This is a genomic window from Methylobacterium sp. E-012, from assembly GCF_057836545.1.
This window is the reverse complement of record NZ_JBYQEY010000001.1, coordinates 2270231-2293465: the sequence shown is the minus strand read 5'-3', so window position 1 is coordinate 2293465 and position 23235 is coordinate 2270231. Positions and strand designations below refer to the sequence as shown.

The 23235-nt window shown below is 69.8% G+C and carries 17 protein-coding genes; 9 read left to right on the top strand and 8 right to left on the bottom strand.

What is annotated here, in order from left to right; all coding sequences use genetic code 11:
• Window positions 1-220 precede the first annotated feature (220 nt).
• Complete coding sequence (locus AC3IF1_RS10945) at window positions 221-1762, top strand: alpha/beta hydrolase (protein WP_489217553.1); 1542 nt, start codon at window positions 221-223, stop codon at window positions 1760-1762.
• 405 nt (window positions 1763-2167) lie between these two features.
• Window positions 2168-5044: a PAS domain S-box protein gene (locus AC3IF1_RS10940; protein WP_489217552.1), complete on the top strand. Its 2877-nt coding sequence runs from the start codon at window positions 2168-2170 to the stop codon at window positions 5042-5044.
• Between the two features lie 97 nt (window positions 5045-5141).
• Here the strand turns inward: AC3IF1_RS10940 and gyrB are convergent, their stop codons facing one another.
• From gyrB to AC3IF1_RS10925, 3 genes are all read right to left on the bottom strand, one after another.
• A complete protein-coding gene (gene gyrB / locus AC3IF1_RS10935) occupies window positions 5142-7586 on the bottom strand; it encodes a DNA topoisomerase (ATP-hydrolyzing) subunit B (protein WP_243973729.1) in 2445 nt (814 codons plus the stop codon).
• 179 nt (window positions 7587-7765) lie between these two features.
• A complete protein-coding gene (locus tag AC3IF1_RS10930; protein WP_489217551.1) occupies window positions 7766-8728 on the bottom strand; it encodes an aldo/keto reductase in 963 nt (320 codons plus the stop codon).
• A gap of 4 nt (window positions 8729-8732) precedes the next feature.
• On the bottom strand, window positions 8733-9377 hold the full coding sequence (locus AC3IF1_RS10925) for an MBL fold metallo-hydrolase (RefSeq protein WP_489217550.1): 645 nt from the start codon (window positions 9375-9377) through the stop codon (window positions 8733-8735).
• A 343-nt stretch (window positions 9378-9720) separates the two neighbouring features.
• Here AC3IF1_RS10925 and AC3IF1_RS10920 point away from each other — a divergent pair, with 343 nt between their 5' ends.
• Both AC3IF1_RS10920 and AC3IF1_RS10915 read left to right on the top strand, forming a co-directional pair.
• Window positions 9721-12735: a penicillin-binding protein 1A gene (locus AC3IF1_RS10920; protein ID WP_489217549.1), complete on the top strand. Its 3015-nt coding sequence runs from the start codon at window positions 9721-9723 to the stop codon at window positions 12733-12735.
• Window positions 12736-12763: 28 nt separating this feature from the next.
• Complete coding sequence (locus tag AC3IF1_RS10915; protein WP_489217548.1) at window positions 12764-13816, top strand: hypothetical protein; 1053 nt, start codon at window positions 12764-12766, stop codon at window positions 13814-13816.
• 10 nt (window positions 13817-13826) lie between these two features.
• Here the strand turns inward: AC3IF1_RS10915 and AC3IF1_RS10910 are convergent, their stop codons facing one another.
• Window positions 13827-14042 (bottom strand): hypothetical protein, encoded by a 216-nt coding sequence (locus AC3IF1_RS10910; protein WP_243973734.1) that lies wholly within the window; start codon window positions 14040-14042, stop codon window positions 13827-13829.
• A 269-nt stretch (window positions 14043-14311) separates the two neighbouring features.
• Here AC3IF1_RS10910 and AC3IF1_RS10905 point away from each other — a divergent pair, with 269 nt between their 5' ends.
• Window positions 14312-14560 (top strand): hypothetical protein, encoded by a 249-nt coding sequence (locus AC3IF1_RS10905; RefSeq protein WP_489217547.1) that lies wholly within the window; start codon window positions 14312-14314, stop codon window positions 14558-14560.
• 380 nt (window positions 14561-14940) lie between these two features.
• Window positions 14941-15567, top strand: a complete 627-nt coding sequence (locus AC3IF1_RS10900; protein ID WP_489217546.1) for a hypothetical protein — start codon at window positions 14941-14943, stop codon at window positions 15565-15567.
• 12 nt (window positions 15568-15579) lie between these two features.
• Here the strand turns inward: AC3IF1_RS10900 and AC3IF1_RS10895 are convergent, their stop codons facing one another.
• Complete coding sequence (locus tag AC3IF1_RS10895) at window positions 15580-16158, bottom strand: polysaccharide biosynthesis/export family protein (protein ID WP_243973819.1); 579 nt, start codon at window positions 16156-16158, stop codon at window positions 15580-15582.
• Between the two features lie 187 nt (window positions 16159-16345).
• Here AC3IF1_RS10895 and AC3IF1_RS10890 point away from each other — a divergent pair, with 187 nt between their 5' ends.
• Window positions 16346-18553, top strand: coding sequence for a GumC family protein (locus AC3IF1_RS10890; protein WP_489217545.1), 2208 nt, complete (start codon window positions 16346-16348; stop codon window positions 18551-18553).
• Between the two features lie 91 nt (window positions 18554-18644).
• On the opposite strand, the gene AC3IF1_RS10885 is transcribed toward AC3IF1_RS10890, so the two are convergent.
• Window positions 18645-19829, bottom strand: a complete 1185-nt coding sequence (locus AC3IF1_RS10885; protein WP_489217544.1) for a GNAT family N-acetyltransferase — start codon at window positions 19827-19829, stop codon at window positions 18645-18647.
• A gap of 248 nt (window positions 19830-20077) precedes the next feature.
• On the opposite strand from AC3IF1_RS10885, the gene AC3IF1_RS10880 reads away from it, so the two are divergent.
• A complete protein-coding gene (locus tag AC3IF1_RS10880) occupies window positions 20078-21139 on the top strand; it encodes a polysaccharide deacetylase family protein (RefSeq protein ID WP_489217543.1) in 1062 nt (353 codons plus the stop codon).
• Window positions 21140-21218: 79 nt separating this feature from the next.
• On the opposite strand, the gene AC3IF1_RS10875 is transcribed toward AC3IF1_RS10880, so the two are convergent.
• Entirely contained in the window at window positions 21219-21557 is a 339-nt protein-coding gene (locus AC3IF1_RS10875) for a hypothetical protein (protein ID WP_279598700.1), read from the bottom strand.
• Window positions 21558-21641: 84 nt separating this feature from the next.
• Window positions 21642-21848 carry a DUF2842 domain-containing protein gene (locus AC3IF1_RS10870; protein WP_489217542.1) on the bottom strand — a complete coding sequence of 69 codons (207 nt, stop codon included), beginning with the start codon at window positions 21846-21848 and terminating at the stop codon, window positions 21642-21644.
• A 168-nt stretch (window positions 21849-22016) separates the two neighbouring features.
• On the opposite strand from AC3IF1_RS10870, the gene AC3IF1_RS10865 reads away from it, so the two are divergent.
• A complete protein-coding gene (locus AC3IF1_RS10865; RefSeq protein ID WP_489217541.1) occupies window positions 22017-23138 on the top strand; it encodes a COX15/CtaA family protein in 1122 nt (373 codons plus the stop codon).
• Window positions 23139-23235 lie beyond the last annotated feature (97 nt).

Below are 23235 nucleotides of genomic sequence, written 5' to 3'. Positions count from 1 at the left end.
CCGCGCGTTCATGCCAACCGGCTGCGTCACGGCGAGGCCGCTTGCCTGCCCCGGCGATGGGAGCGCCGCTCAAGGGCTACGAACTTCGCGATGACGGCCACAGACGCCTCGATCCACGGTCTCGATATGACCGGTACCCACCCTGCCTACCGTTCTTCGTGGCACCGGTCGCCCGGTCCGGCCGGCGACAAATAGCCGTGGCGTGCCGGCTCAAACTGTCGTGAGGTGGTTTCGTCCAACGACTTTTCGCGCGGTGGTGGCGGCCCTGGCGCTCGGCGCGATCACGGCAGCGCTCTGGCACCTGCACGCGGAGACCGACGGCCTAACCATCGAGACGGTCTCGATCGACGGGACCCCGGCGACGGTCTTCCGTGAACGGGTCGGGGCCGCCGGCCCCGTCGTGGTGATCGCCCACGGCTTTGCCGGATCGCAGCAGTTGATGCTGCCCTTCGCGACCACCCTGGCGCATGCGGGGTACGTCGCGGTGACCTTCGACTTTCCCGGCCACGGCCGCAACCCGGCACCGCTGACGGGCAGCATCACCCGGGAGGACGGCGCCACCCGCAATCTGGTGGAGGTGATGGAGCGCGTCGCCGAACGGGTCCGGGCGCGCGGGGACGGGCGCCTCGCCCTGCTCGGCCACTCGATGGCCTCGGATATCGTCGTGCGCGTCGCGCAGGTGTTGCCCGGCGTGGTCGCGACCGTCGCGGTCTCGATGTTCTCGCCGGCCGTGACGCGGGAGAGCCCGCGCGATCTGCTGATCATTGTCGGCGGCTGGGAAGGGGACCTGCGCCGGGAGGCCCTGCGGGCGGTCGGACTGGTCTCGGACCCGGAGCCACCGCGCGAGAACGTCACCTACGGTGACCCCCGCCTCGGCACGGCGCGGCGCGCGGCGGTCTCGGAGGGCGTCGAGCATATCGGCGTGCTGTATGCCCGCACGAGCCTCGAGGCGGCCGTCGCCTGGCTCGATGGGGCCTTCGATAGGTCGTCCGCGCCGAAGCCGCCCGATCGGCGTGGTCCCTGGATCCTGGTCCTGCTCGCGGGCGTCATGGCGCTGGCATGGCCGATCGCGCAATATCTGCCCGTGGTCAGCCCGACGCCCCGCGGCGCTGGCCTCGGCTGGGTGCGCCTGTGGCCGGCGCTCGTCGTCCCCGCCGTCGCCACACCGCTGATCCTGCGCATCCTGCCGACCCATGTCCTGCCGGTCCTCGTCGCGGATTACCTCGCGGCGCATTTCGCGGTGTACGGCCTGCTGACGGCCGGCTGCCTCTGGTGGCGGCGACAGCGATCCGCCCCGATGCCGGCCACCGCGCGACCCGTGGCGATCGGGGCGCTGACGGCCGGAGCGATGGCCGTCACCCTCTACGGCTTCGTCGGACTGGTGCTGCCGATCGATGCCTACGTGACGTCCTTCGTGCCGGGGTCGAACCGGGTCATTCTCATCCTGGCGATGCTCATCGGCACCATCCCGTTCTTTCTCGCCGACGAATGGCTGACGCACGGGCCGGGCGCCGGGCGCGGCGCCTACGCCGCCTCGAAGCTCGCCTTCCTGCTGTCGCTGGGGCTCGCCGTCGGGCTCGATTTCAGCCGCCTTTTCTTCCTCGTCATCATCGTGCCGGTGATCCTGCTGTTCTTCCTGGTCTATGGCACGATCGGCACTTGGGCTTACCGGCGCACCGGCCATCCCTGGGTCGCCGGGATCGCCAACGCGATCGCCTTCGCCTGGGCGATCGGCGTCACGTTCCCGTTGCTGGCCGGGTGACGGAGAGGGGCCGTTCTCGGGCCAGCCGCCGACCCGGCCTGTAAATCGGATCCGCTTCCGGACGATCCGGACCGCCCCCGTCCCTCCACCGCCCCGGAACGTGAGGAACGGCAGCCCGTGCCTCGAAGGCGAAGCTGTGAGCGAGGGTTTCCGCGTGGTATCGGCTGAGGATGGCCGTCCGTGAAACCCTCACCGCCGCGATATCCCCCGCGCCGCAGGCATGCCCGGGGAAATGGGCACAGTCCGGCCGAAGCGGCAGCGACGTGGCCAGATCGACCCGCCGGATGCGCGAACAGAACGCGTCGGACATCCTGAGGACGGAATGGATCCGACGCGCCGCCGCCGTATGCAAGGGCCGCTGACCCCATGCGACAGGCATCACGTTTCCCGATCGGCGGTGGAGCCATGGGTGATGCCATCCGCTCGCACGACTGGTCGGCGACCCCGCTCGGGCCGGTCGAGGGATGGCCGGCGGCGCTGACCGTCGCGCTGGAGATCATGCTGAACTCTGCGCAGAGCATGTACCTCGTCTGGGGTCCGGACCTGACGTTCCTCTTCAACGACGCCTACCGGACGATCCTCGGAGCATCCCGCGGCGACGCGCTCGGCCACCCGCTTCCGGCGGTTCAGCCGGATATGTGGGCCGTCGTCCGAGGCTCCGTGGAACGGGCCCTCACCGGCGAGGCCACCCGTCTCGTCGACGAACCGGTCGCGACGCAGCGGCACGAGGAGGGAGCGACCCACCGGTCTTATTCCTTCGCGCCGGTTCATGACGGGGCTGTCGTATCCGGCGTCCTCTGCCTCGCCACCGAAGCCACGGACCGCGTGCCCGCCCGGGGGGGCGGGCCCGCCCTTTATATTCCTACCGATCCGGCATCGGCCAGCGGCGCCGAGCGTCTCGAAGCCGCCCGAGCGGCCACCCGAGCAAGCCAGGCTCGCCTATCCCTGGCCGTCGATATCGCCCGCCTCGGCATCTTCGAATGGGACACCGTCACCGGCGGCGTCGAGATGGATGCGAGAAGCCGCGAGATCTTCGCACTGGCCCCTGACGGACCCGTCCATCAGGACGCGGTGTTCGCCCGGCTGGAGAAGGTGGACGTCGAGCGTGCCTATGCCTTGACGGAGGAGGCCCGCTCGCATGGTGCCGAGGTCGTGGCGGATTATCGTGTCATGCGCCCCGACGGCACGACCCGGACGATCCGGAGCTCCAATCAGCCGGTTCAGGAAAACGGTGGCCACCTGCGGATGGTCGGCGTCTTCCACGATGTCACCGGGCTGAGGCAGGTGGAGGCCGACCTGCGTGCCCTGAACGCGGATTTGGAGCGCAGGGTTATCGAGCGCACGCAGGCGCGGGGACGAACCTGGGCGGTCGCGCCCGACCTGATGGGGGCCCTGAACGAGCGCGGCTATTTCGAGACGTCGAACCCCGCCTGGGAGACGCTGCTCGGATGGTCGGAAGCCGACATCGCGCGCATTCCGATCTGGGATCTCCTCCACCCGGACGACGTGGAGCGCACAAGAACCAATTTTCGCGAGGTCTTCCAAGATCAGAGGCTCGCCAGGGAAGCGAACCGCTACCGGTGCAAGGACGGCTCCTACCGTTGGATCTCCTGGATCGGCGTGCCCGAGGACCGGCTCGTCTACTGCACCGGCCGCGACATCACGGTCGAGCGGGAGCGGGAGGCCGAACTCGCTGCCAGGACGGCCGAGCGCAACCTGCTCGCGACCATCGTCGAGAGCACCGACGTGATGATGATGGCCTGCGATCTGGACTACGGCATCCTCGCGCTCAACAGGGCCCATGCCGACACGTTCGAGCGTGTCTACGGCATCCGGCCAAAGATCGGCGATAACTTGCTGGCTCTGCTGGCCGACCAGCCCGAACACCTCGCCCGGGTCAGGCTCGGCTGGGCGCGCGGGCTCGCCGGCGAAGAGGGCACCTTCGTCGAGGAGTTCGGCGACCCGCGTCGGGAGCGTCCCTACTACGAGATCAGCTTCCGCACGTTGCGGGATGGAAACGGCCAACGCATCGGCTGCTACCAGTTCGTCACCGACGTGACCGAGCGGTTTCGGGAACAGGCCATGCTGGCCAAGACGCAGGAACACCTCCGGCAATCCCAGAAGATGGAGGCCGTCGGGCAACTCACCGGGGGCGTCGCGCACGATTTCAACAACCTGCTGACCGTCATCAAGTCGTCCACCGACCTGCTGAAGAGGCCGAACCTCTCCGACGAGCGCCGCGCGCGATACATCGGGGCGATCTCGGACACCGTCGACCGGGCATCCCGGCTCACCGGCCAACTCCTCGCCTTCGCCCGCCGGCAAGCCCTCAGGCCGGAGGTGTTCGATGTCGGCCTGAGCGTCCAAGCCGTCGCGGATATGCTCGGGACGCTCATGGGCGCGCGCATCGCGATCACGACGGATCTTCCCGCGGAGGCGTGTTTCACTCATGCCGACCCGAGCCAGTTCGATACGGCCATGGTAAACATGGCGGTCAACGCGCGCGATGCCATGGACGGCGAGGGGCGCCTTACCATCCGCATCCAGGCGGCCGATGGGATGCCGGGCGGCGGCCCGCATCCCGCGATCCCGGGTCCGTTCGTCGCCGTGTCTGTCACCGACACCGGCACCGGCATCCCGGCCGAGCGCCTGGAACAGATCTTCGAGCCGTTCTTCACCACGAAGGGCGTGGGCCAGGGTACGGGCCTGGGGTTGTCGCAGGTTTTCGGCTTCGCCAAGCAATCCGGCGGCGAGGTCAGGGTCGACAGCGAGGTGGGCGGCGGTGCGACCTTCACCCTGTACCTGCCGCGGGTGGAAGGGCAGGCGCGGCTCGTGGACACGGGAGAGCCCGAGCCCTTGGTCGACGGTCATGGCACCCGCGTGCTCGTGGTCGAGGACAATGTTGCCGTCGGGACCTTCGCGACCCAGACCCTTGCCGAATTGGGCTACGACACCGTCTGGGCGTCGGACGCCGACCAGGCCTTGGCCGAGTTGGGGAAGGACGCCGACCGGTTCGACGTGGTTTTCTCGGACGTGGTCATGCCCGGCATGGACGGAATCGAGCTGGCGAGCGAGATCCGCCGACGGCACCGCGACCTGCCGGTGCTCCTGGCGTCCGGATACAGCCACGTGCTCGCCGAGAAAGGCACGAGCGGGTTCGAGCTCCTCCACAAGCCGTATTCGGTGGAGGCCCTGTCCCGCGCCCTCCGGAAGGTCGTGCGACGGCGGGGTGCACAGCAGCCGTCGATGGCGAAATCACCCCGGGCGACCCCCGCGCGTTAGGATGCGCACGCCCGCCTCGAAGCGGTCGGTTCGTCGATCGGCAGCGACCGAAGCCAAGCCGGTCGCGAGGTCTCGGTGACACGACAGATCCGGCCGATCAAACGTCGAGGTTGGCCACGCTCAGGGCGTTGTCCTGGATGAACTCCCGCCGCGGCTCCACGACGTCGCCCATCAGCTTGACGAAGAGGTCGTCGGCGTCGGTGACGTCCTTCACCTTCACCTGCAGCAGCGAGCGCACGTCGCGGTCGAGGGTGGTCTCCCAGAGCTGCTGGGCGGTCATCTCGCCAAGACCCTTGTAGCGCTGGAGCTGGAGCCCCTTGCGGCCGAAGGCCATGACCGCCTCGAACAGCGCCACCGGGCCGTGCAGGACGGTCTCGTCGGATTTGCGCATCAAGGTCGCGGGCTCGCCGTAGATCTCCCGGAAGGCGTCGGCCCGCTCGGAGAGGCGACGGGCCTCCTGCGAGGTGATCAGCCCCAGATCGAGGGTCGCCACCTGCCGGACGCCGCGCAGGGTCCGGCTGAGGCGGTAGCCGCCCTCGAAGGATTCCCCCTCCCAGCCCTGCTCGATCTCGTCCGCGATGGCGTCGAGGCGGCGCGCGGTCGTGTCGGCCAGCACCTCGGCCTCGCCCGGCCGGGAGGCAGCCTCGGGTTCGAGGGCCCCGGCCAGCACCGCCTGCTCGACCACCGAGCGGTCATAGCGGGTGTGCAGGCCCTGAAGGATGTTCCGGAACGTACGCGCCTCCTCGACGAGGCTCTTGAGCTGGGCGCCGGCGAATTCCGCACCCGTGGACAACCGGAGGATCGCCCCGTCGGTGCCCTGGTCGATGAGGTAATCCTCCAGTGCGCGCTCGTCCTTGAGGTAGAGCGCCCGCCGGCCGCGCTCGGCTTTGTAAAGCGGCGGCTGCGCGATGTAGAGGTGGCCGCGGTCGATCAGCTCCGGCATCTGCCGGAAGAAGAACGTCAGCAGCAGCGTCCGGATGTGCGACCCGTCGACATCGGCATCGGTCATGATGATGATGCGGTGGTAGCGCAGCTTCTCCGGGTTGAAACCCTCGCGATCGGTGGAGGAGCGGCCGATCCCGGCGCCGAGGGCCGTGATGAGCGTGCCGATCTCCGCCGAGGACAGCATCCGGTCGGCGCGCACGCGCTCGACGTTGAGGATCTTGCCGCGCAGCGGCAGCACAGCCTGGAAGGTCCGGTCGCGCCCCTGCTTGGCCGAGCCGCCGGCGGAATCACCCTCGACCAACAGGATCTCGCACTTCGACGGATCGCGCTCCTGGCAGTCAGCGAGCTTGCCGGGGAGCGAGGCGATATCGAGGGCGCCCTTCCGGGTGACGGTCTCGCGGGCCTTGCGGGCGGCCTCGCGGGCGGAGGCGGCGAGCACGACCTTGCTCATCACGGAGCGTGCCTGCTGGGGATTCTCCTCCAGCCAGGTCGAGAGGCCCTCGTTGAGCACGTTCTCGACCGCCGGGCGGACTTCGGACGAGACCAGCTTGTCCTTGGTCTGCGACGAGAATTTCGGGTCCGGCACCTGCACGGAGATCACCGCGGTGAGGCCCTCGCGGCAATCCTCGCCGGTGAGCGAGACCTTCTCGCGCTTCGATACGCCCGAGGAATCGGCGTAGCCGGTGATCTGGCGGGTCAGGGCGGCGCGGAAGCCCGCCATGTGGGTGCCGCCGTCGCGCTGCGGGATGTTGTTGGTGAAGGGCAGGACCGTCTCATTGAACGAGTCGTTCCACCAGAGCGCGACCTCGACCCGGATGCCATCGCGCTCGGCGCGGACGACCACCGGACTCGCCATGCCCTCGATCGGCTTGCGCGAGCGGTCGAGGTAGCGGACGAAGGCCTCGATCCCACCCTCGTAGTAGAGTTCCTCGCGCTTCTTCTCGGCGTGGCGCGCGTCGGTCAGCACGATGTGCACGCCGGAATTGAGGAAGGCGAGTTCGCGCAGACGCTTCTCCAGCGTGCCGTAGTCGAACTCGATCATGGTGAAGGTCAGCGTCGAGGGCAGGAAGGTCACTTCCGTGCCGCGCCGGCCATTGCCGGGGCCGACGACGTCGAGGGGCGCCACGGCATCGCCGTGGCGGAACTCCATGGCGTGCTCCTTGTCGTTGCGCCAGACGCGGAGCTTGAGCCAGGCCGACAGGGCGTTGACCACCGAGACGCCGACGCCGTGCAGGCCGCCGGAGACCTTGTAGGAATTCTGGTCGAACTTACCGCCCGCGTGCAGCTGGGTCATGATGACCTCGGCCGCGGAGACGCCCTCCTCCTTGTGGATGTCCACCGGGATGCCGCGGCCGTTGTCCGAGACCGTGCAGGATCCGTCGGCGTTGAGGGTGACGGTCACGAGGTCGGCGTGACCCGCCAGGGCCTCGTCGATGGCGTTGTCCACCACCTCGTAGACCATGTGGTGGAGGCCCGAGCCGTCGTCTGTATCGCCGATGTACATGCCAGGACGCTTGCGGACGGCGTCGAGGCCTTTCAGCACGCGGATCGATTCCGCGCCGTATTCGGCGTGCTCGCTCTGGGGGGTGTCGGCCATGTAATTCCTCGGGCAGGCGGGCCTTCACGCGGCGGAGGGGCTCGCGCCGTCAGGCGCCCACGCCTGAACTCTCACTCAATCTGCCTGATATAAGGGTTCCACCTTGAGATTGCACGATTTTTGCGCGGTCGCGGCAGACCCGATCCGCCCCTTTCTGACGCTCCCTCCTTAACGCGGCGTTAGCCCTCGATACCGTCCGCGCTGGCCCTGTCCAGCCGGTCGATCGCCTCCGCCGACAGGGTCAGCCGGGCGGCGCCGAGCAATTCGTCGAGCTGCGCCACGGAGGTCGCGCTGGCGATCGGTGCGGTGATCCCCGGGCGGGCGATCACCCAGGCCAAGGCCACCTGGGCCGGGCTCGCCCCATGCGCCGCGGCGACCGCGTCGAGGGCGTCGAGCAGGGCGAGGCCGCGGGGATTGATGTACTTGGCGACGCGGTTCTCCCGCGCCCGTCCGGCGGCGTCCTCCGCGGACCGGTACTTGCCGGTCAGGAACCCCGCGGCGAGGGAGAAGTAGCCGATGACGCCGACCTGCTCGGCCCGGCACAGCGGCTCCAGTTCGGCCTCGTAGCCGCGGGCGGCGAGGCTGTAATCCGGCTGCAGGCAGTCGTAGCGCGGCAGCCCCGCGGTGGCCGAGAGGGCCAGCGCCTCGGCGAGCCGCGGCGCGCCGTAATTCGAGGCGCCGATGGCGCGGACCTTCCCGGCCACGATCAATCGCTCGTAGGCCCGCAGCGTCTCGTCAAGGGGCACGTCGCCGTCGTCGAGATGCGACTGGTAGAGGTCGATGCGGTCGGTTCGGAGACGCTGCAGCGATGCCTCGCAGGCGCGCTCGATGTGGCGCGCCGAGAGGCCCTTTCCGGCCTCGCCCAGATCCATCCCGACCTTGGTGGCGAGCACGATCTGGTCGCGGACGCCCGGGCGGGCGGCGAGCCAGCGCCCGATCACCGCCTCGGATTCACCGCCGACATGGCCGGGTGCCCAGCGCGAGTAGACATCGGCGGTGTCGATGAAGTCGAAGCCGCTCTCCACGAAGCGGTCGAGGATCGCGAAGGAGGCGGTCTCGTCGGCGGTCCAGCCGAAGACGTTGCCGCCGAGGCAGAAGGGCGCGACCGTGAGGTCGGAGCGGCCGATGCGGCGCTTGTCCATGATGTCAGCCCTGCAGGAACGGATTGGAGACGCGCTCTTCGCCGAGCGTGCCGGTCGGCCCGTGACCGGGGATGAAGGCCACGTCGTCGCCGAGCGGCAGCACCTTCTCCATGATCGCCCGGATCAGCTGGTCGTGGTTGCCCCCGGGCAGGTCGGTGCGGCCGACCGAGCCCTTGAACACGACGTCGCCGACCAGGGCGAAGCGCGCATCCCGGCTCACGAAGACCACGCTGCCGGGGGAATGGCCCGGGCAATGGAGGATATCGAATTCGAGGCCGCCGACCGTCACCGCGTCGCCGTCGTCGAGCCAGCGGTCCGGCGTCACGGCCCGGGCCTCGCCGAGCCCGTAATTGGCCGCCGTCTCGGGGAGCGAGTCGAGGAGGAACTTGTCGGCGTGGTGCGGCCCCTCGATCGGCACGCCGAGGCGTTCGCGCATCTCGTCGGCGCCGGCGGCGTGGTCGACATGGCCGTGGGTCAACAGGATCTTCTCCACCTGCACGCCGTGCTCACGGATCGCCGCCTCGATCCGGTCGAGGTCGCCGCCGGGATCGACCACGGCGCCGACCTTGGTCGCGTCGTCCCAGATCAGGGTGCAATTCTGCTGGAAGGGCGTGACGGGGATGATCCCGGCGCGGGGCGTTCCTGGCATCGCGTGACCTGTCCTGACGGCGCCCGGCGGGCGCGTTCGCGCTCCTAGTAGCGCGATCGGCGGCCGCGCACACCCTCGCGGGTGAGCGTCAGGCCGGGCGCCGCGTCAGCAGCGCGTCGAGCCCGCCGATCCGGACGAAAGGGGGACCGAAACCCTACGATGCGTTTCGTCCCGGCCCCCTGCGCGGCGCTCGCCGGCTGGTCTCGCGCAGGACGGACGGAAGCGTCGTGGAAAGCGGCGCCGTCCAGATCCGTCCTTAAATCAGCCGCGTTGTGCACGCCCTGTTCGGGCGCGCGCCGGGACGGTCCGGCCCGTCCAGTCGCGTCCCCCGAACCCGGCCCGCATGAACGCCATCCTGATCAAGCTGTTCGCGACCGCCCTGACGCTCAGCCAGGTCACGACAAAGCCCGAGGCGGTGCGGACCCGATTCGATCCGGCCACGGACGGTCCCGAGGTGGTGCGGCTGCTGCGCGACGGCTGCGCGCACATGCGCAAGTCGTTCGACATCGAGGATATCAACCTCGACGACCTGATCTCCACCGCCATGGAGGATCCGTCGACCGTCGCCGTTCCGGCCGCGCCGAAGATCCTGCACGGGCTCGACATCAATGAGCTCAACGTCAGCTACAAGCAGTTCTGCAAGGGCGAGGACCCGGCGAACTCGCCCTTCGACGCCCGGGCGGTGATCGAGTTCTACGACAACGCCACCAAGGACCTGCCCAGTGCCGAGGCCCTGCGCGACAAGGCGCTGCCCGGCATGACCCGCATCCTCGATGGCGCCGGCAAGCCCTTCGCCGAGGCTTCCGAGCCGAACGGGCGCCGCATCGTTGTCCCGATCACCTCCGTCCCGACGCTCGTCCAGAAGGCCTTCATCGCCGCCGAGGACAAGCGCTTCGAGAGCCACCACGGCATCGACGAGCGCGGGGTCATCCGCGCCTTCATCGGCAACCTGGCCTCGCCGGGCCGTCCCGCCGGCGGCTCGACCATCACCCAACAGGTCGTCAAGAATCTCTCGGTGGGTGACGACGTCACCTACGAGCGGAAGATCCGCGAGATGATCGTCGCGTCGCGGCTGGAGCGCATCCTCACCAAGCCGCAGATCCTCGGCCTCTATCTCAACGGCATCTATCTCGGCCGCGGGGCCTACGGCATCGAGATGGCGGCGGAGAGCTATTTCGGGAAGCCGGTGGCTCAGCTGACCCTGCCCGAGGCGGCGCTCCTCGCCGGCATGCCCAAGGGGCCGAATTTCTACAGCCCCGACAAGTATCCCGACCGGGCGCGGGAGCGGCGGGCCTACGTGCTGTCCCGCCTGAAGGAAGAGGGCACGATCACCGAGGCCGAGATGGCCGCGGCGATCAAGTCGGATCTCGGCCTCAAGCCGATCGAGGCGGCGCGGCGCGATTCCGGCTTCTATGTCGTCGATTTTCTCAACCGGGAGGCGCGCACCTTCGCGGGGGTGGATTCGCTCACCGCCGGCTCGCTCACGGTCCGCTCGACGATCAATGCCGGCCTGCAGCGAGGCGTCGAGGAGGCGCTGCAGGACGGGCTCGCCGCCTACGAGCGCTCGACCGGGCGCCAGACCTTTTCGGGGGCCGAGCTCAACCTCGCCGACAGCGTCCGCCGCATCCAGGCCGCGACGCCGGCGCCGGAGGCATCCCCGCAGGCGGCCCCTTCCGTCACGGGGGCCCGGGCGGATGCCGTGAAGCCGCCGGCCCGGGCGCTTCCGGGTAACGCGGCGACACCGCAGCGCAAGCCGGCCTGGCTGCTGGCCCTGGAGAACGTGCGGCCGGTCCTCTACGACGTGCGCTGGCCGATGGCGGTCGTCCTGGAGACAGGGCGGGCCGGTATCAAGGTCGGGCTGGCGGACGGCCGCACGGCCTTCCTCGATCCCGGCATCGCCCGCGGGCGGCTGCAGCCCTACGACGTGGTGCGCGTGAAGCTGATTCCCGGAAAGGGCGGCCCGCGCGCCCAGATTCGCGTCCGCCCGACCGTTCAGGGCGCGGCCCTCGTCGTAGAGAACCAGACCGGCCGGATCCTCGCCATGACCGGCGGCTTCTCCTACCCGTTGAGCCAGCTCAACCGGGTCACCCAGACGGTGCGCCAGCCGGGCTCGACCCTGAAGCCGCTGACCTATCTCGCGGCCCTGAACGCCGGGCTGCAGCCGAACACCCTCGTGCTCGATTCGCCCGTCACGCTGCCGCCGATCGGCGGGACCGGCGATTCCTGGTCGCCCAAGAACTACGAGGGCGGCGGCTCGGGGCCGACGACGCTGCGGCGCGGCCTCGAATTCTCGAAGAACCTCGTCACCGCCCGCCTGCTCCAGGGGGGCATCGCACCGAAGGCCCCCGCGAGCCTGAAGCGGGTCTGCGACATCGCCCTCGAAGTGCAGATCTACGCCGAATGCGAGCCCTATTATCCGTTCGTGCTCGGCGCCCAGCCGGTGCGGATGCTCGACCTGGCCGGATTCTATGCGGCGGTGGCCAACGAGGGCGCGCGGCCGGCGCCCTACGCGCTCGAATCGGTGGAGCGGGACGGCAAGCCGCTCTACACGCACGCCCCCCGGGAGCCCGTCCGGATCGGCTCGGCCGACCGGGTCGCGTTCTACCAGCTCAAGACCATGCTCCAGGGTGTGACCCAGCACGGCACCGCGGCGGCCCTGGCGAAGGTCTCGGCCTACGTGGCCGGCAAGACCGGCACATCGGAGAACGAGAACGACGCCTGGTTCGCGGGCCTGACCAACGAGATCACCGTGGTGGTGTGGGTCGGCTACGACAATGCCGATGGCAGCCGGAAAACCCTCGGCCGCGGCCAGACCGGCGGCCACGTCTCGGTCCCGATCGCCTCTGCGATCCTGCAGGCGGCCTGGGCCAACGGCGTGCCGAAGACGCCGCTGCGCGGCCCCTCCCCCGAGGCGCGGCCGTTCATCGCTGACTTGCCCGTCGACCCGCACAGCGGCGTGCGTGTCGCGGGCGGCGGCTTCCTCGAGCATTTCCGCACCAGCGGCGACGGCCGCATGGCCGATACCCAGTATCGCCTGGTACCCCGCGAGACGCTCTACGCCATGCGGCCGGACGCCCAGGACGGCGACCTGACCGCGCCCGACAATGGCGCGAGCGTCGCGGGGGACTACGACGGCAACATGACCGGCGCGCGGCCGCCCGCCGACCCGCTCGATCCGTTCGGCGACCGCCCGCCACCGCGCAGCCGCCGTGCACAGGGGGACCTGGATCCGACGGGCCAGGACCCCTACAGGCCCTGGCCGGGCCAATCCGCGCGCTCGCCGTTCGGGGATGACGGGTCGCGCCGGCCCCGCCGCCGCGACCCGGACTACCTGTTCGGCGAAGAATCCGGCTTCTGACCGCCCGCCCCGAGAGATGAGACACCCGTTGCGAACGCAGCTTCCCGCCGCCCTCGCCCTCGTGCTGACGGCCGCGATCCCGGTCGGCGCCCAGACGCCCGCCGCCAACACCGCCCCGGCCCCGGCGACCGAGCGGATCCGGGAGGTGCCGTCGGTCGCGGCCGTCGATCCGGCCACGATCAAGCCGGGCCAGATCCTGTTCACCGATCACCGCGACAAGCCCGCGACCCCGGAGAATGGACTGATCCCGTATCTCGACTGGCAGAAGGCGCGGCCGGCCGAGGCCGCCGTGCTCGCGCCCTATCCCGGGTACAAGGAGCCGGACTACACCGTCACGGTGAACGGCGTGTCCAAGCCCCGGCACGAAACCCTGAAGATCTACGTGGCCGAAGGGCGCTTCGTGGTGCCGCGTCCGGCCGAGACGATCGACGTCGCGTCCTTCGCCAACCTCGCCTTCGTCCAGACGATGGATCCGGCGATCAAGCACCGCGCGGTCTCGGTCGCCGACGTGACCCCCAACAAGGACCCGGCGGCCGCCTTCGCCAAGCGGCCGGATCGACCCTGGTGCCAGGGGGCGGGCGCCTGCATCGAGTCCCGCTACGACCTCGAAGGCAAGCTGCCGCTGGGCGTCAAGCTCGCCAACAAGCTGGAGGAGGGCTCGTCGAAGAAGATCGCCGAATACGTGTCGTTCCAGAGCGAGCTGCGCGTGCTCGGGCCCGATCAGGGGGCGCCGCTCGGTGCGCTGACGAAGATCGACACGCCGGTGGTCGGCGGGCTGGAGCAGACGATCTTCTGGGTCAACCAGATCCTGCGCTTCGGCAAATTCCTGGCCGTATTTCAGCCGATGCCGAACGATCCGGGCAAGACGGTGGTGACCGCCTACATGGCCCTGGCGATCAAGGGTGACGTCCTCGACCGCAAGGCTGAGTACGCCCGGGTCCCGGTCCTGAAGAACCTCCTGCCCGCGCAGGTGCTGATGGGCAATTCGAGCTTCAACACCGGCACCTCGATCAGCGCCGGCCTGCCCGTCTACGCCCGGAACCGGATCACGACCTTCGCGGATGCCCTGACGAAGCGCTGAGCGCGCTGGCTCACATCCCGCGATTGCCGATCGTCGGCAGGGTCGGCTGCGTGTAGGCGCGGTTCACGTCCCGCCGCGACTGCGTCCCGTTGGTGTTGGCGGAGGCCCGGTAATTGTCGAGGTTGAAGCTCTCGGCGAGGCCGCTGCGGGAGTCCGGACCGTCGGTGGCGCAGGCGCCCAGGCCGCCGACCGTCAGCGCGGAGAGGACGAGAAGGGTTAAACGCATGACATGTCCTGGCGGCGATCGAATCCGGCCGGTGACTGGGTCTTGGCCGTCGGTGATCGAACGAACGATGGGCAAGACATGGTCAGAGCCGCGAAGGTCCCGTCAAGGGCGCGCGAGCCGCGTAAACCCGTTCCGCCGCCTCCGATGCACGGCCGCCACGGAAAATCCACCACACCCCCGGTTTGCCGCGGATAGGGCCGGGCAATGGTGTTGAGCGCGGCCGATACCCCCTGGCGCATGCGGGAGTTTTCGGGCGACAACGATCGGCGATGAGCAACGTCTTGCCCTTCCGTCCGCGCCCGACGGTTCCACGCCTCGCCCGCTGCGAAGTCGTGACCGTGGCCGGCGATATTCTGGCCCTGCTGGAGCAGCTCGAGGATGTGAGCGCGCGCGCCGCCGCGATGGGCCGTCCCGCCCGCGAAGTCGAGCAGACGGTGCAGCACCTCCTCGACGCGGTGAGCGCGGTCGAGCGCGCCCTCGACTGCATCGGCGAGGGTGAGCAGTCCGCGCCGGCCTGACGAGGGTCCGCGATCGCGGCGCGACGTTCCGGCGCCGGGGGTTTCCAACCCGACCCCCTCCATCCCGCGGCGCCCGTGTCAGCGCGTCCCCGACGAACCCTTCGGCAAAGACTGCAATCCGTGGTGCCCTCCTTTGACGGCGCCGGTCCGCACCCGTTCCTCGGAATGCGCGGGTCCGATGCCCTGCCTTGCCGTGCCTCGGGTATGGCCTCGGGGGAACCAGTTTTGCGCAATCTAATCTTCCTGCTCCGCGGCGAATAAGGCACATCTCGGTGGAGATCCGAATCGGCACTGCACAGCCGCACTATTTCGGAACCCAATCCCGCAGCTTGCGGTTAAGGGTCGGATGCTCGCTCTGGGCGTCGGTTCCGGAGGGCATTATGAGGCTTCGCACGGGCGGCATCGCGACTGTCGTCGCCGCCGGTTTGGTCATCGGGATCGGTGCCCGCGCCGAAGCGGCCGAACTGGGCTTCCTCGAGATGCTCTTCGGCGCCCGGCCGGCACCGCAGCAGGTCCAGCCGACGCCAGCCCCCGCCCTCAACAGCCAATCCGTACGCCGTGACAGGCCGCGCCTCGGGGCGGCCCGTCGGCGTCTCCAGACCCGCTACGCGGCTCTCCCGCTCAAGATCCATGTGAAGGAATCGGAGGTCGGCCCGCGCCAGACCCCTCTCGACATGAAGGATGGCGCCGCTTCGGCGCTCCTGAAGGACGAGACGCTGAAGCCGGGCGACATCGTCGTGCTCAATTCCGGCGCGCGGGTCTTCACCGGGAATCCTGATACGCGGCATGCGCCGCGCGATTTCGCGCCGGTGCAGGGCTCGCGCTACGTCAGCAACGGCACCCGCAAGGTACTGGCCGGCCTGTTCACGCCGATCGGCCCGCGGCCGGGGCAGGAGGCGCGCCGCATGATGGCGCGCGCGAGCGTTCCCGTGGCGCCGATCGCGACGCCCATCCCCGCTCAGAAGACCGCCATGCGGATCATCAACCCCTGGCTGAGCGGGCAGTGACGCGCCCGAAACTCAGAAGAACCGCTCCTTGATCACGATCGTGTCGCCGGGCCGGACCGAGTAGGTCATCGGCACGATGCCGGAGATTAGGTTCCCGCCTGTGTCGCGGGTGAGGACGGCGTAGTCACGGGCGGCGCGCGGGCCGAAGCCGGCCGCGATGGCCACGGCGGTCTCCACCGTCATGCCGTTCACGAACGGGTACTGGCCCGAGGTCGTCACCTCCCCGAGGATGTAGAACGGCCGGTAGGCGTCCACCTCCACCGTGACGTGCGGTTCGCGCACGAAGCCGGAGGCGAGCTTGGCCTCGATCGAGCGGGCCGCTTGCCCGGTCGTCTGGCCGCCGACTTGGACGACGCCAATCAGCGGCATCGCGATCCGCCCGGCCCCATCGACCGCGTAAATGTTCGACAGGTTGTCCTGGCCGAAGACGATCACCCGCAGCTTGTCACCCGCCGCGAGGGTGTAGCGCGCGGCGATCGAGCCGGTGCCGGTGGCATCGAGCTGGTCGGTTCGGAAGGTCGGACGCAGGCATCCGCCGAGCGCCAGAGTCGTGCCGAGGGAGAGGAGAAGAGCGCGCCGGTTCATCACCATCGCCGTCATGGATGCGGTTGACGGCTGGTCTAGGCTGTTAAGGTTAACGAAATCTGATCACCATCGCGGCGTCCGACGCGTTTGCTGAGACGCGAGCGTCTTAACTCTTGAGCAACCTTAATATCCGCTAATAGCAGCCGGGCGGCTTTACGTGCTGCCGGTCTGCCCCCGCGCTCAGAGCGTCCGCATGTCCCGTATTCGTCAACGCTCGAACGAAGCCCTGCCCGGCGCCCAGGACGGCCTCGGCCTCGCGCAGGTGCCGCGCATCCTGCGGCGCTCGCTGGGCTGGATCATCGGGCCGACCCTGGTCGTCGCCCTGGGTGCGAGCGTCTTCGTCAACGTGGTCAGCCCCCGCTACACCGGCGAGTCGAAGCTCCTCCTTGAGAGCCGGGATCCGGCCTTCGCCCGAACCGCGCAGGAACGGGGCGACCAGCTCGCGCCGATCGACGAGCAGGCGGTGGCGAGCCAGGTGCAGGTCGTCATGTCGCGCGATCTCGCCCGGGAGGCGATCCGCCGCCTCAAGCTCGTGGGCAATCCCGAATTCGATCCCGGCGCGGGCAGCATCGGCCCCGTCCAGCGCGTGCTGATGATGCTCGGGATCGGGGCCAATCCCCTCGACCGCCCGGCCGAGGATCGCGTCCTCGACGCCTATTTCGACCATCTGCTGGTTTACCCGGCCGGCAAATCGCGCATCCTGGCGATCGAGTTCCGCGCGAAGGATGCGGTGCTGGCCGCCGAGGCCGCCAACACGATCGCGCGGCTCTACATCTCGTCCCTGGAAGCCGACAAGGTCGACACGGCGCGCTACGCCTCGACCTGGCTCGGCGGCAACATCGACGGGCTGCGCAAGCGCGTCGCCGAGGCCGAGGCGAAGGTCGAAGTTTTCCGCGCCAAGAACGGCCTGGTCGGCAGCGCCGGGGCCACCGGGCGCCCGCTCAACGCCCAGCAGCTGGGCGAGCTGTCCAGCCAGCTCTCCTCCGCCCGCATCCTGAAGGCCGACCTGACCGGCAAGGTGAAGGCCATCCGCGACCTGATCAAGGACGGGCGGGCCTTCGAGATCCCGGATGTGGCCAACAACGAGGTGATCCGGCGCATCGTCGAGAACCGCATTTCCGTGCGAGCCCAGCTCGCCCTCGAATCGCGGACGCTCCTGCCGGCTCATCCCCGCATCAAGGAGCTCAACGCCCAGCTCGAGGATCTGGACGCCCAGATCAAGGTCTCCGCCGAGCGCGTGGTCCGCACGATGGAGAACGACGCCAAGATCGCCGGCGCCCGGGTCGAGAGCCTCCAGGCGGCGGTTGACGGCCAGCAGGACGTGGTCGTCCGCGGCAATTCCAGCGAGATCCAGCTGCGCGCCCTCGAACGCGAGGCCAAGGCGCAGCGCGAGCAGCTCGAATCCTATCTCTCGCGCTACCGCGAGGCCGCGGCCCGCGACGGCGAGGCCGCGACCCCGGCCGATGCCCGCATCGTGTCCCGGGCAGTGACCCCGGAGGTGCCGTCCTTCCCGAAGAAACTGCCGATCGTGGCCTTCGCCACGCTGCTGACGCTGATGCTCACGGCCGGCGCCGCCATCGCCCGCGCCCTGCTGGCGGACTCCGCCCGGAACGCGGCGGACCGGGACGGCGCCTTCGATCCGGCGCAGGACCGTCAGCGCCGCGAACCGGTTCTGGAGCGGCCGCTCTTCGCCTTCCCGGAGGCCATGCCGCCCGCCGGCTGGACGCAGGCGTCCGATGCCGAAGCCGCCGTGCAGCCGCGACCGGCGGAGGCCCCCGTGGCTGCCCCGGAAGACTTCGATCTGGCACCGCTGATCGCGCGGATCAGCTCCGGCCCCCGGGCCGAGGATGCGCCCGCCGGCCGTCGGGTCCTGATCATGGAGACCGACGCGACCAACGGCGTGCCGGGCCTGTCCGCCGCCCTGATCCGCGCCCTCGGCCAGGCCGGGACCCTCGTCTCCGTCGCTCTGAACGCCGGGCGTCCCGGTGACACGCTCGGCTTCACCGATCTGGTCGCCGGCGAGGCCGCCTTCCTCGACGTGATCCAGGCCGAGCGCGACAGCGGCCTGCACCGGATCGAAGCCGGACGGCGCGCGACTGCGGTGCTGTTCGACGAGGCTGATGCGCTGACGCTGACCTTCGAGGCGATGGCGGAGGCCTACGATTGGGTGGTCTGCTGCCTCCGCGCCGCCCCGGGCGCCGTCGATCTCCTCGAACTGACCGCCGGCTACATGGACACGGTTGTGATCGCCTCGAACGCCTCGGCGGAGGACCCGGCCCTGGCCGACCTCTACGCCATTGCCCAGGGCGCGGGCGCCGGACAGATCGTGGTGGCGCAGGACCGGCCGGCCTCGGCCGCGCGCGGCTTGGGCGGCGCCATGCTTCACCGCGACGCTGCGTGACGCTCGGCGCGTCGTCCCGGAGATGGGACGACGCGCCGAGTGGCGACCGCTGGCGTCCCGCGAGTGGGAACCGATCGTCCGGGATGGGGCGTCAGGCCCCGCGCATCCGCCGCAGCCGTTGAAGGGCGGCGTACAGGCGCGGATCCCGCTTGATCCGGCGCTTGGCCCGAGTGAGTCCTTGCCGGACAGCCCCGTAGGTTCGTCCCGCCAGGGTGACCGGTACGATCGCCTCCACGAGCCCGATCGTCTCGTCGCAGATGCTGGCCTTGTAGCGGGCCTCGCCGACCCCGAGGTCGAAGCCGAGCCGTCCCCGTGCCGCCTGATCGCGCACGAGATGCTGCAGCAGGAGATCGCCGGGGCTGAAGCGGGCGATCTCGGGATCCGGGTCGAACGCGGTCATCATGCCGCTGTACCGCCGCGCGCTCACCGCGCCGCCGAAGGTCGCCAGGACCCGCCCGCTCTCGGCGAGGCACAGGGCGTGGATCTCCAGCGCCGGATCCGGGCCGGCGGCGGCGCTGGCCAGGAACGCGCGGATCGCGGGATCGGCATAGGGATCGGCCACGCCCATTCCGGCGAACCGCGCCGCCTTCTGCGCGTAGAACGCCGCCAGGAACTGCTCGGACTCGGCTTGCGTCTCGGCCCGGCGATAGGCGACCGAGCCCTTTGCCTCCACGAGACGCTTCTCCTTGGAGCGGAGCTTCTTCCGTGCATCGGCACTGAAGACCCGGCGGAGGGTGGCCTCCGGATCGGGGCCGAGCATCAACCCGTAGCCGTCGCTCGCCTCGGGCTCGCCGCCCGCCGCGAACGGATTGACCGAACCCTCCCAGGTCCGGGGCTGATGCTGCAGGGCATAGACATCGATGCCGGCCGAACGGCCGGCACCGACCAGAGCCGCCGTGATGTCGCCGACCGATATCGCCGCCGCATCGCGGCTCGCGAACAGCGGCATGTGATAATTCGCGTGTGTCTCGCCCACGGTGCGGGCGACGCGCAGTCCGAATTCCCGCTCCAGCGTCAGCGGCAGGAGGATCCGGGCGCGGCCGTCCCGGTCGCGCAGGACCACGATCCGGGTCCTGTCCATCTGTCCGCGTGCCCGCAGATAGGCCATCGTCCAGTCGAAGCGCTGATAGGGGGTCTGAAGGCTCGCAGGATCACCCTCGATCCGGCGCCAGACGGCTTCGGCCGCCGCCGGATCGTCGATGATCTCCGCGGTGAGCATCACCCCCGACGGAGCATCGATCATGTCCGTACCCGTCGCCTGGACGCCGAGCGCCATCGTCCGAAACCCCTGCTGGACCACGTGCGGTCGCCTATCGAGCAGCGATGTTCGACGCTATCCACTGAACAGGCAGTGACTTCCGAGCGCCGCCAGGCAAATGCGGTCCGTCCGATACGATCAAACCGGTGCCGTGGCTAATACAACCTTCCTGAACTTTCGTCCCGCCATCGACTCTTTCAAGTTTGTTTACCGCGCTGGACACAGGGTGGCGGTCTTGGGCCGATCGGCCCGGTCGGTCCGAGGCCATGCTGTCGTCGCGCACCAAACATCGGGTCTTCGCGACCGGGTTCCGCGCGATCCAGGCCGTCGGGGCGGATCGGTGGTTGACCCCGGCCTCACGCGGGCTCGGCGTCATCCTCACCTTCCACCATGTCAGCCCGGAGCCGCTACCCGCCTTCGCCCCGAACCGGCTCCTGTCCATCACCCCGGACTTCCTCGACCTCACCTTGCGTGAGCTCGATGCCCGCGGCTTCGAGGTGATCGGTCTCGATGCCGTGCCGGAACGCCTGGCGGAGCCGGATTACGGGCCGCCCTTCGCGGTGCTCACCTTCGACGACGGCTACCGGGACAACGTCGCGCACGCGCGGCCGGTGCTGGCGCGCCACAACGCGCCGTGGACGCTGTTCGTCACCAGCGCCTTCGCGGACCAGACCGGCCGCCTGTGGTGGATCGAGCTGGAACGCGCGATCGCGCAGCTGGACCGTGTGCGGGTCGGCATCGGATCCCGGAGCGTCGATCTGCCGGCCCGTAGCCCGCAGGAGAAGGCGCTCGCCTTCGACGCGCTTTATCGCGACCTGCGCGGCGGCGGTGAGGCGGAGATGCTCGCCCGGATCGCCGATCTCTGCCGCCAGGCCGGGCTGGCGCCGGGCCAGGTCGCGTCCGAATTGTGCCTGTCCTGGGCTGAGCTGCGCGCCCTGGCGGATGATCGCGCGGTCACCATCGGCGCGCACACGGTGAGCCATCCGATGCTCGCCAAGCACCCCGCGGCGATCGCGGCTTTCGAGATGGCGGAGGGGCGTGCGCGGATCGAGGCGGAACTGGGCCGGCCCGTGCGGCACGTCTCCTATCCGGTGGGCGATCCGGGCTCGGCGGGGCCTCGGGAATTCGCGCTGGCGCAGGAATTGGGCTTCGCGACCGCGGTGACGACCCGGCCCGGCCACCTGTTCGCCGGTCATGCCGGCCACCTGCACGCCCTCCCCCGGGTGTCGGTGAACGGCTGCCACCAATCGCGGGCGGCTTTGGCCGGGCTGCTCTCCGGTGTGCCGTTCCTGGCCTGGAACCGGGGCCGGCGCCTCAACGTCGCCTGACCGGTTTCACGCCGGGGATGGGACGCCGCGTCGGGTCCGTGGCGCGTCGGAGACCCGGCCGCGAGCAGCCTTCTGGCCTTTACCGCCGCCGCCGGTGCCGGTAGCCCGTCGAGAACGACGCGTATTGCCGGCCGCGATGCGACCGGTAGCGCCGCCGGCCGCTGGAGGCGGTATCGGCCGCATCCTCAACCTGCGGGATCGCCTCGGCCATCGCGGCCGCCGGTGAGGGCGACGTATCGGCGGACGCGTAGCCGCCGGCCACGTTCTTCGCCGCGGGCCCGAACATGGCCAAGCATTGGTTGTAGGCGAGATCGTTCTTCAACCGCTCGCACTCGCCGATCGACCGCGGGGTTCCCTGGGCCAGGGCCGGCAGGGGTGCGAGCAGCACGATGAGGACGGCCAGGGGCGTGAGGCGCATGGAGGAGAGGAGCACGACGCGGGGTGTCTCGGAAGCGGACGCCGGGCTTGTGAACCCCGAGTGCGGCGAAATCGAGAGGTCGCCTCAGCGGTCGGGCCGCTCCATCCACCGGATCAGCGGCATCAGCGGGATGATCCAGGCGATGCCCAGGATCGAGTAGAGCACGGCCTGCACCGCTGCCGGCGTTTCCGCGATGCGGCTGTCGGCCAGGGCCATCGCCAAGGGGCCGTAGAGGCAGACGAAGGCCAGGATCGCGATCGTGCCGATCAGGGTTCGTGTGCGACGGCGCATGGCGTCCCGAGATGGTGATAGGGCGGGCCCCATCCACGGGCTATCGACCCGGCCTGCGCTTGGCAACGTCCAGGCTGCCGCGGCCTGCGGCGCCGCCGACGTTGCTGCGGTGAGACGCATATCCTAACCCCGGCATGGGGTTCGGGGTATGCCGGCCCGGGCGAAGGGATGCGGATGGTCATGCGAGTCGGGGGCGGACGGCGATCGGGCGCGGTGCGCACATGGCTTTACGTGATCGCCGCGCTGGTGGTGGCCATGGTGGCGGTTGGCGGCGCGACCCGGCTGACGGGCTCGGGCCTGTCGATCACCGAGTGGCGGCCGGTCACGGGGGCGATCCCGCCCCTGTCCGAGGCGGATTGGGCCACCGAGTTCGCCAAGTACAAGGACACGCCGCAATACAGCATCCTCAACCAGGGGATGGGATTGTCCGCCTTCAAGGTCCTCTATGGCTGGGAATGGGGGCACCGCCTCCTCGGCCGGCTGATCGGCCTCGTGTTCTTCCTGCCCTTGATCGTGTTCTGGTGGCAGGGTCGGATCAGCCGCCGCCTCGGAGTGGGTCTCCTCGGCCTCGGCGTGCTCGGCGGCCTGCAGGGCGGTATCGGCTGGATCATGGTCGCCTCCGGTCTCCAGCCCGGAATGACCGCGGTGGCGCCGCTCAAGCTCGCCCTGCACCTCACCACGGCCAGCCTGATCCTCGCCGGTCTGGTCTGGCTGGCGGCGGGCGAGCGCGGGGCGATGCCGGAGCCGGCACCCGCGCGCCTGCGCGCGACCGCGATGCTCCTGCCGGCCCTGATCCTCGTGCAGATCTTCCTGGGCGGTCTCGTCGCCGGCTCGCATGCGGGCCTCGTCTACAACACCTGGCCCACCATGGACGGGGCCCTCGTGCCGCCCGCGGACGCCCTGTTCGCCATTCGCCCCTGGATTGAGAACTTCGTGGACAATCACGCCCTGGTGCAGTTCGACCACCGGGTGACCGCCTACCTCGTGATCCTGGTGGCGATCCTGCACGCGGTAGATGCGCGCCTCGCGGGTCCGTCGGGCGTGTTCGGACGCGCCGCCGGTATCACCGCCCTGGCTCTGGCACAGGCGATGCTGGGGATCGCCACGCTGCTCCTCGCGGTCCCGCTCTGGGCAGCGCTCGCCCATCAGGTCATGGCCATGGCGGTCCTGACCATGGCGACCGTTCACGCCCGGCTCAGCCGCGGATGGCGCCGGGAGGTCGGCCGGGTTCAGGCCGGGGCGGCCGAGGCGCCTGTCGGGTTCGAGGGCCTTGTGGGACGCAGAATCTAGGCATTCGTGCAGTGCGGCAGCGGCGCTGCATTGCACGATATCTACAACCACCCATCATTTTCCTTGGGACAACTCCACGTCGGTACTCTGCACGGGG

Bases quoted from the DNA above. Each gene is read 5' to 3' on its own strand.
- AC3IF1_RS10940 (WP_489217552.1), top strand. From the start codon at position 2,168: ATGGGTGATGCCATCCGCTCGCACGACTGGTCGGCGACCCCGCTCGGG.
- gyrB (WP_243973729.1), bottom strand. From the start codon at position 7,586: ATGGCCGACACCCCCCAGAGCGAGCACGCCGAATACGGCGCGGAATCG.
- AC3IF1_RS10930 (WP_489217551.1), bottom strand. From the start codon at position 8,728: ATGGACAAGCGCCGCATCGGCCGCTCCGACCTCACGGTCGCGCCCTTC.
- AC3IF1_RS10925 (WP_489217550.1), bottom strand. From the start codon at position 9,377: ATGCCAGGAACGCCCCGCGCCGGGATCATCCCCGTCACGCCCTTCCAG.
- AC3IF1_RS10920 (WP_489217549.1), top strand. From the start codon at position 9,721: ATGAACGCCATCCTGATCAAGCTGTTCGCGACCGCCCTGACGCTCAGC.
- AC3IF1_RS10910 (WP_243973734.1), bottom strand. From the start codon at position 14,042: ATGCGTTTAACCCTTCTCGTCCTCTCCGCGCTGACGGTCGGCGGCCTG.
- AC3IF1_RS10905 (WP_489217547.1), top strand. From the start codon at position 14,312: ATGAGCAACGTCTTGCCCTTCCGTCCGCGCCCGACGGTTCCACGCCTC.
- AC3IF1_RS10900 (WP_489217546.1), top strand. From the start codon at position 14,941: ATGAGGCTTCGCACGGGCGGCATCGCGACTGTCGTCGCCGCCGGTTTG.
- AC3IF1_RS10895 (WP_243973819.1), bottom strand. From the start codon at position 16,158: ATGGTGATGAACCGGCGCGCTCTTCTCCTCTCCCTCGGCACGACTCTG.
- AC3IF1_RS10890 (WP_489217545.1), top strand. From the start codon at position 16,346: ATGTCCCGTATTCGTCAACGCTCGAACGAAGCCCTGCCCGGCGCCCAG.
- AC3IF1_RS10885 (WP_489217544.1), bottom strand. From the start codon at position 19,829: ATGGCGCTCGGCGTCCAGGCGACGGGTACGGACATGATCGATGCTCCG.
- AC3IF1_RS10880 (WP_489217543.1), top strand. From the start codon at position 20,078: ATGCTGTCGTCGCGCACCAAACATCGGGTCTTCGCGACCGGGTTCCGC.
- AC3IF1_RS10875 (WP_279598700.1), bottom strand. From the start codon at position 21,557: ATGCGCCTCACGCCCCTGGCCGTCCTCATCGTGCTGCTCGCACCCCTG.
- AC3IF1_RS10870 (WP_489217542.1), bottom strand. From the start codon at position 21,848: ATGCGCCGTCGCACACGAACCCTGATCGGCACGATCGCGATCCTGGCC.
- AC3IF1_RS10865 (WP_489217541.1), top strand. From the start codon at position 22,017: ATGCGGATGGTCATGCGAGTCGGGGGCGGACGGCGATCGGGCGCGGTG.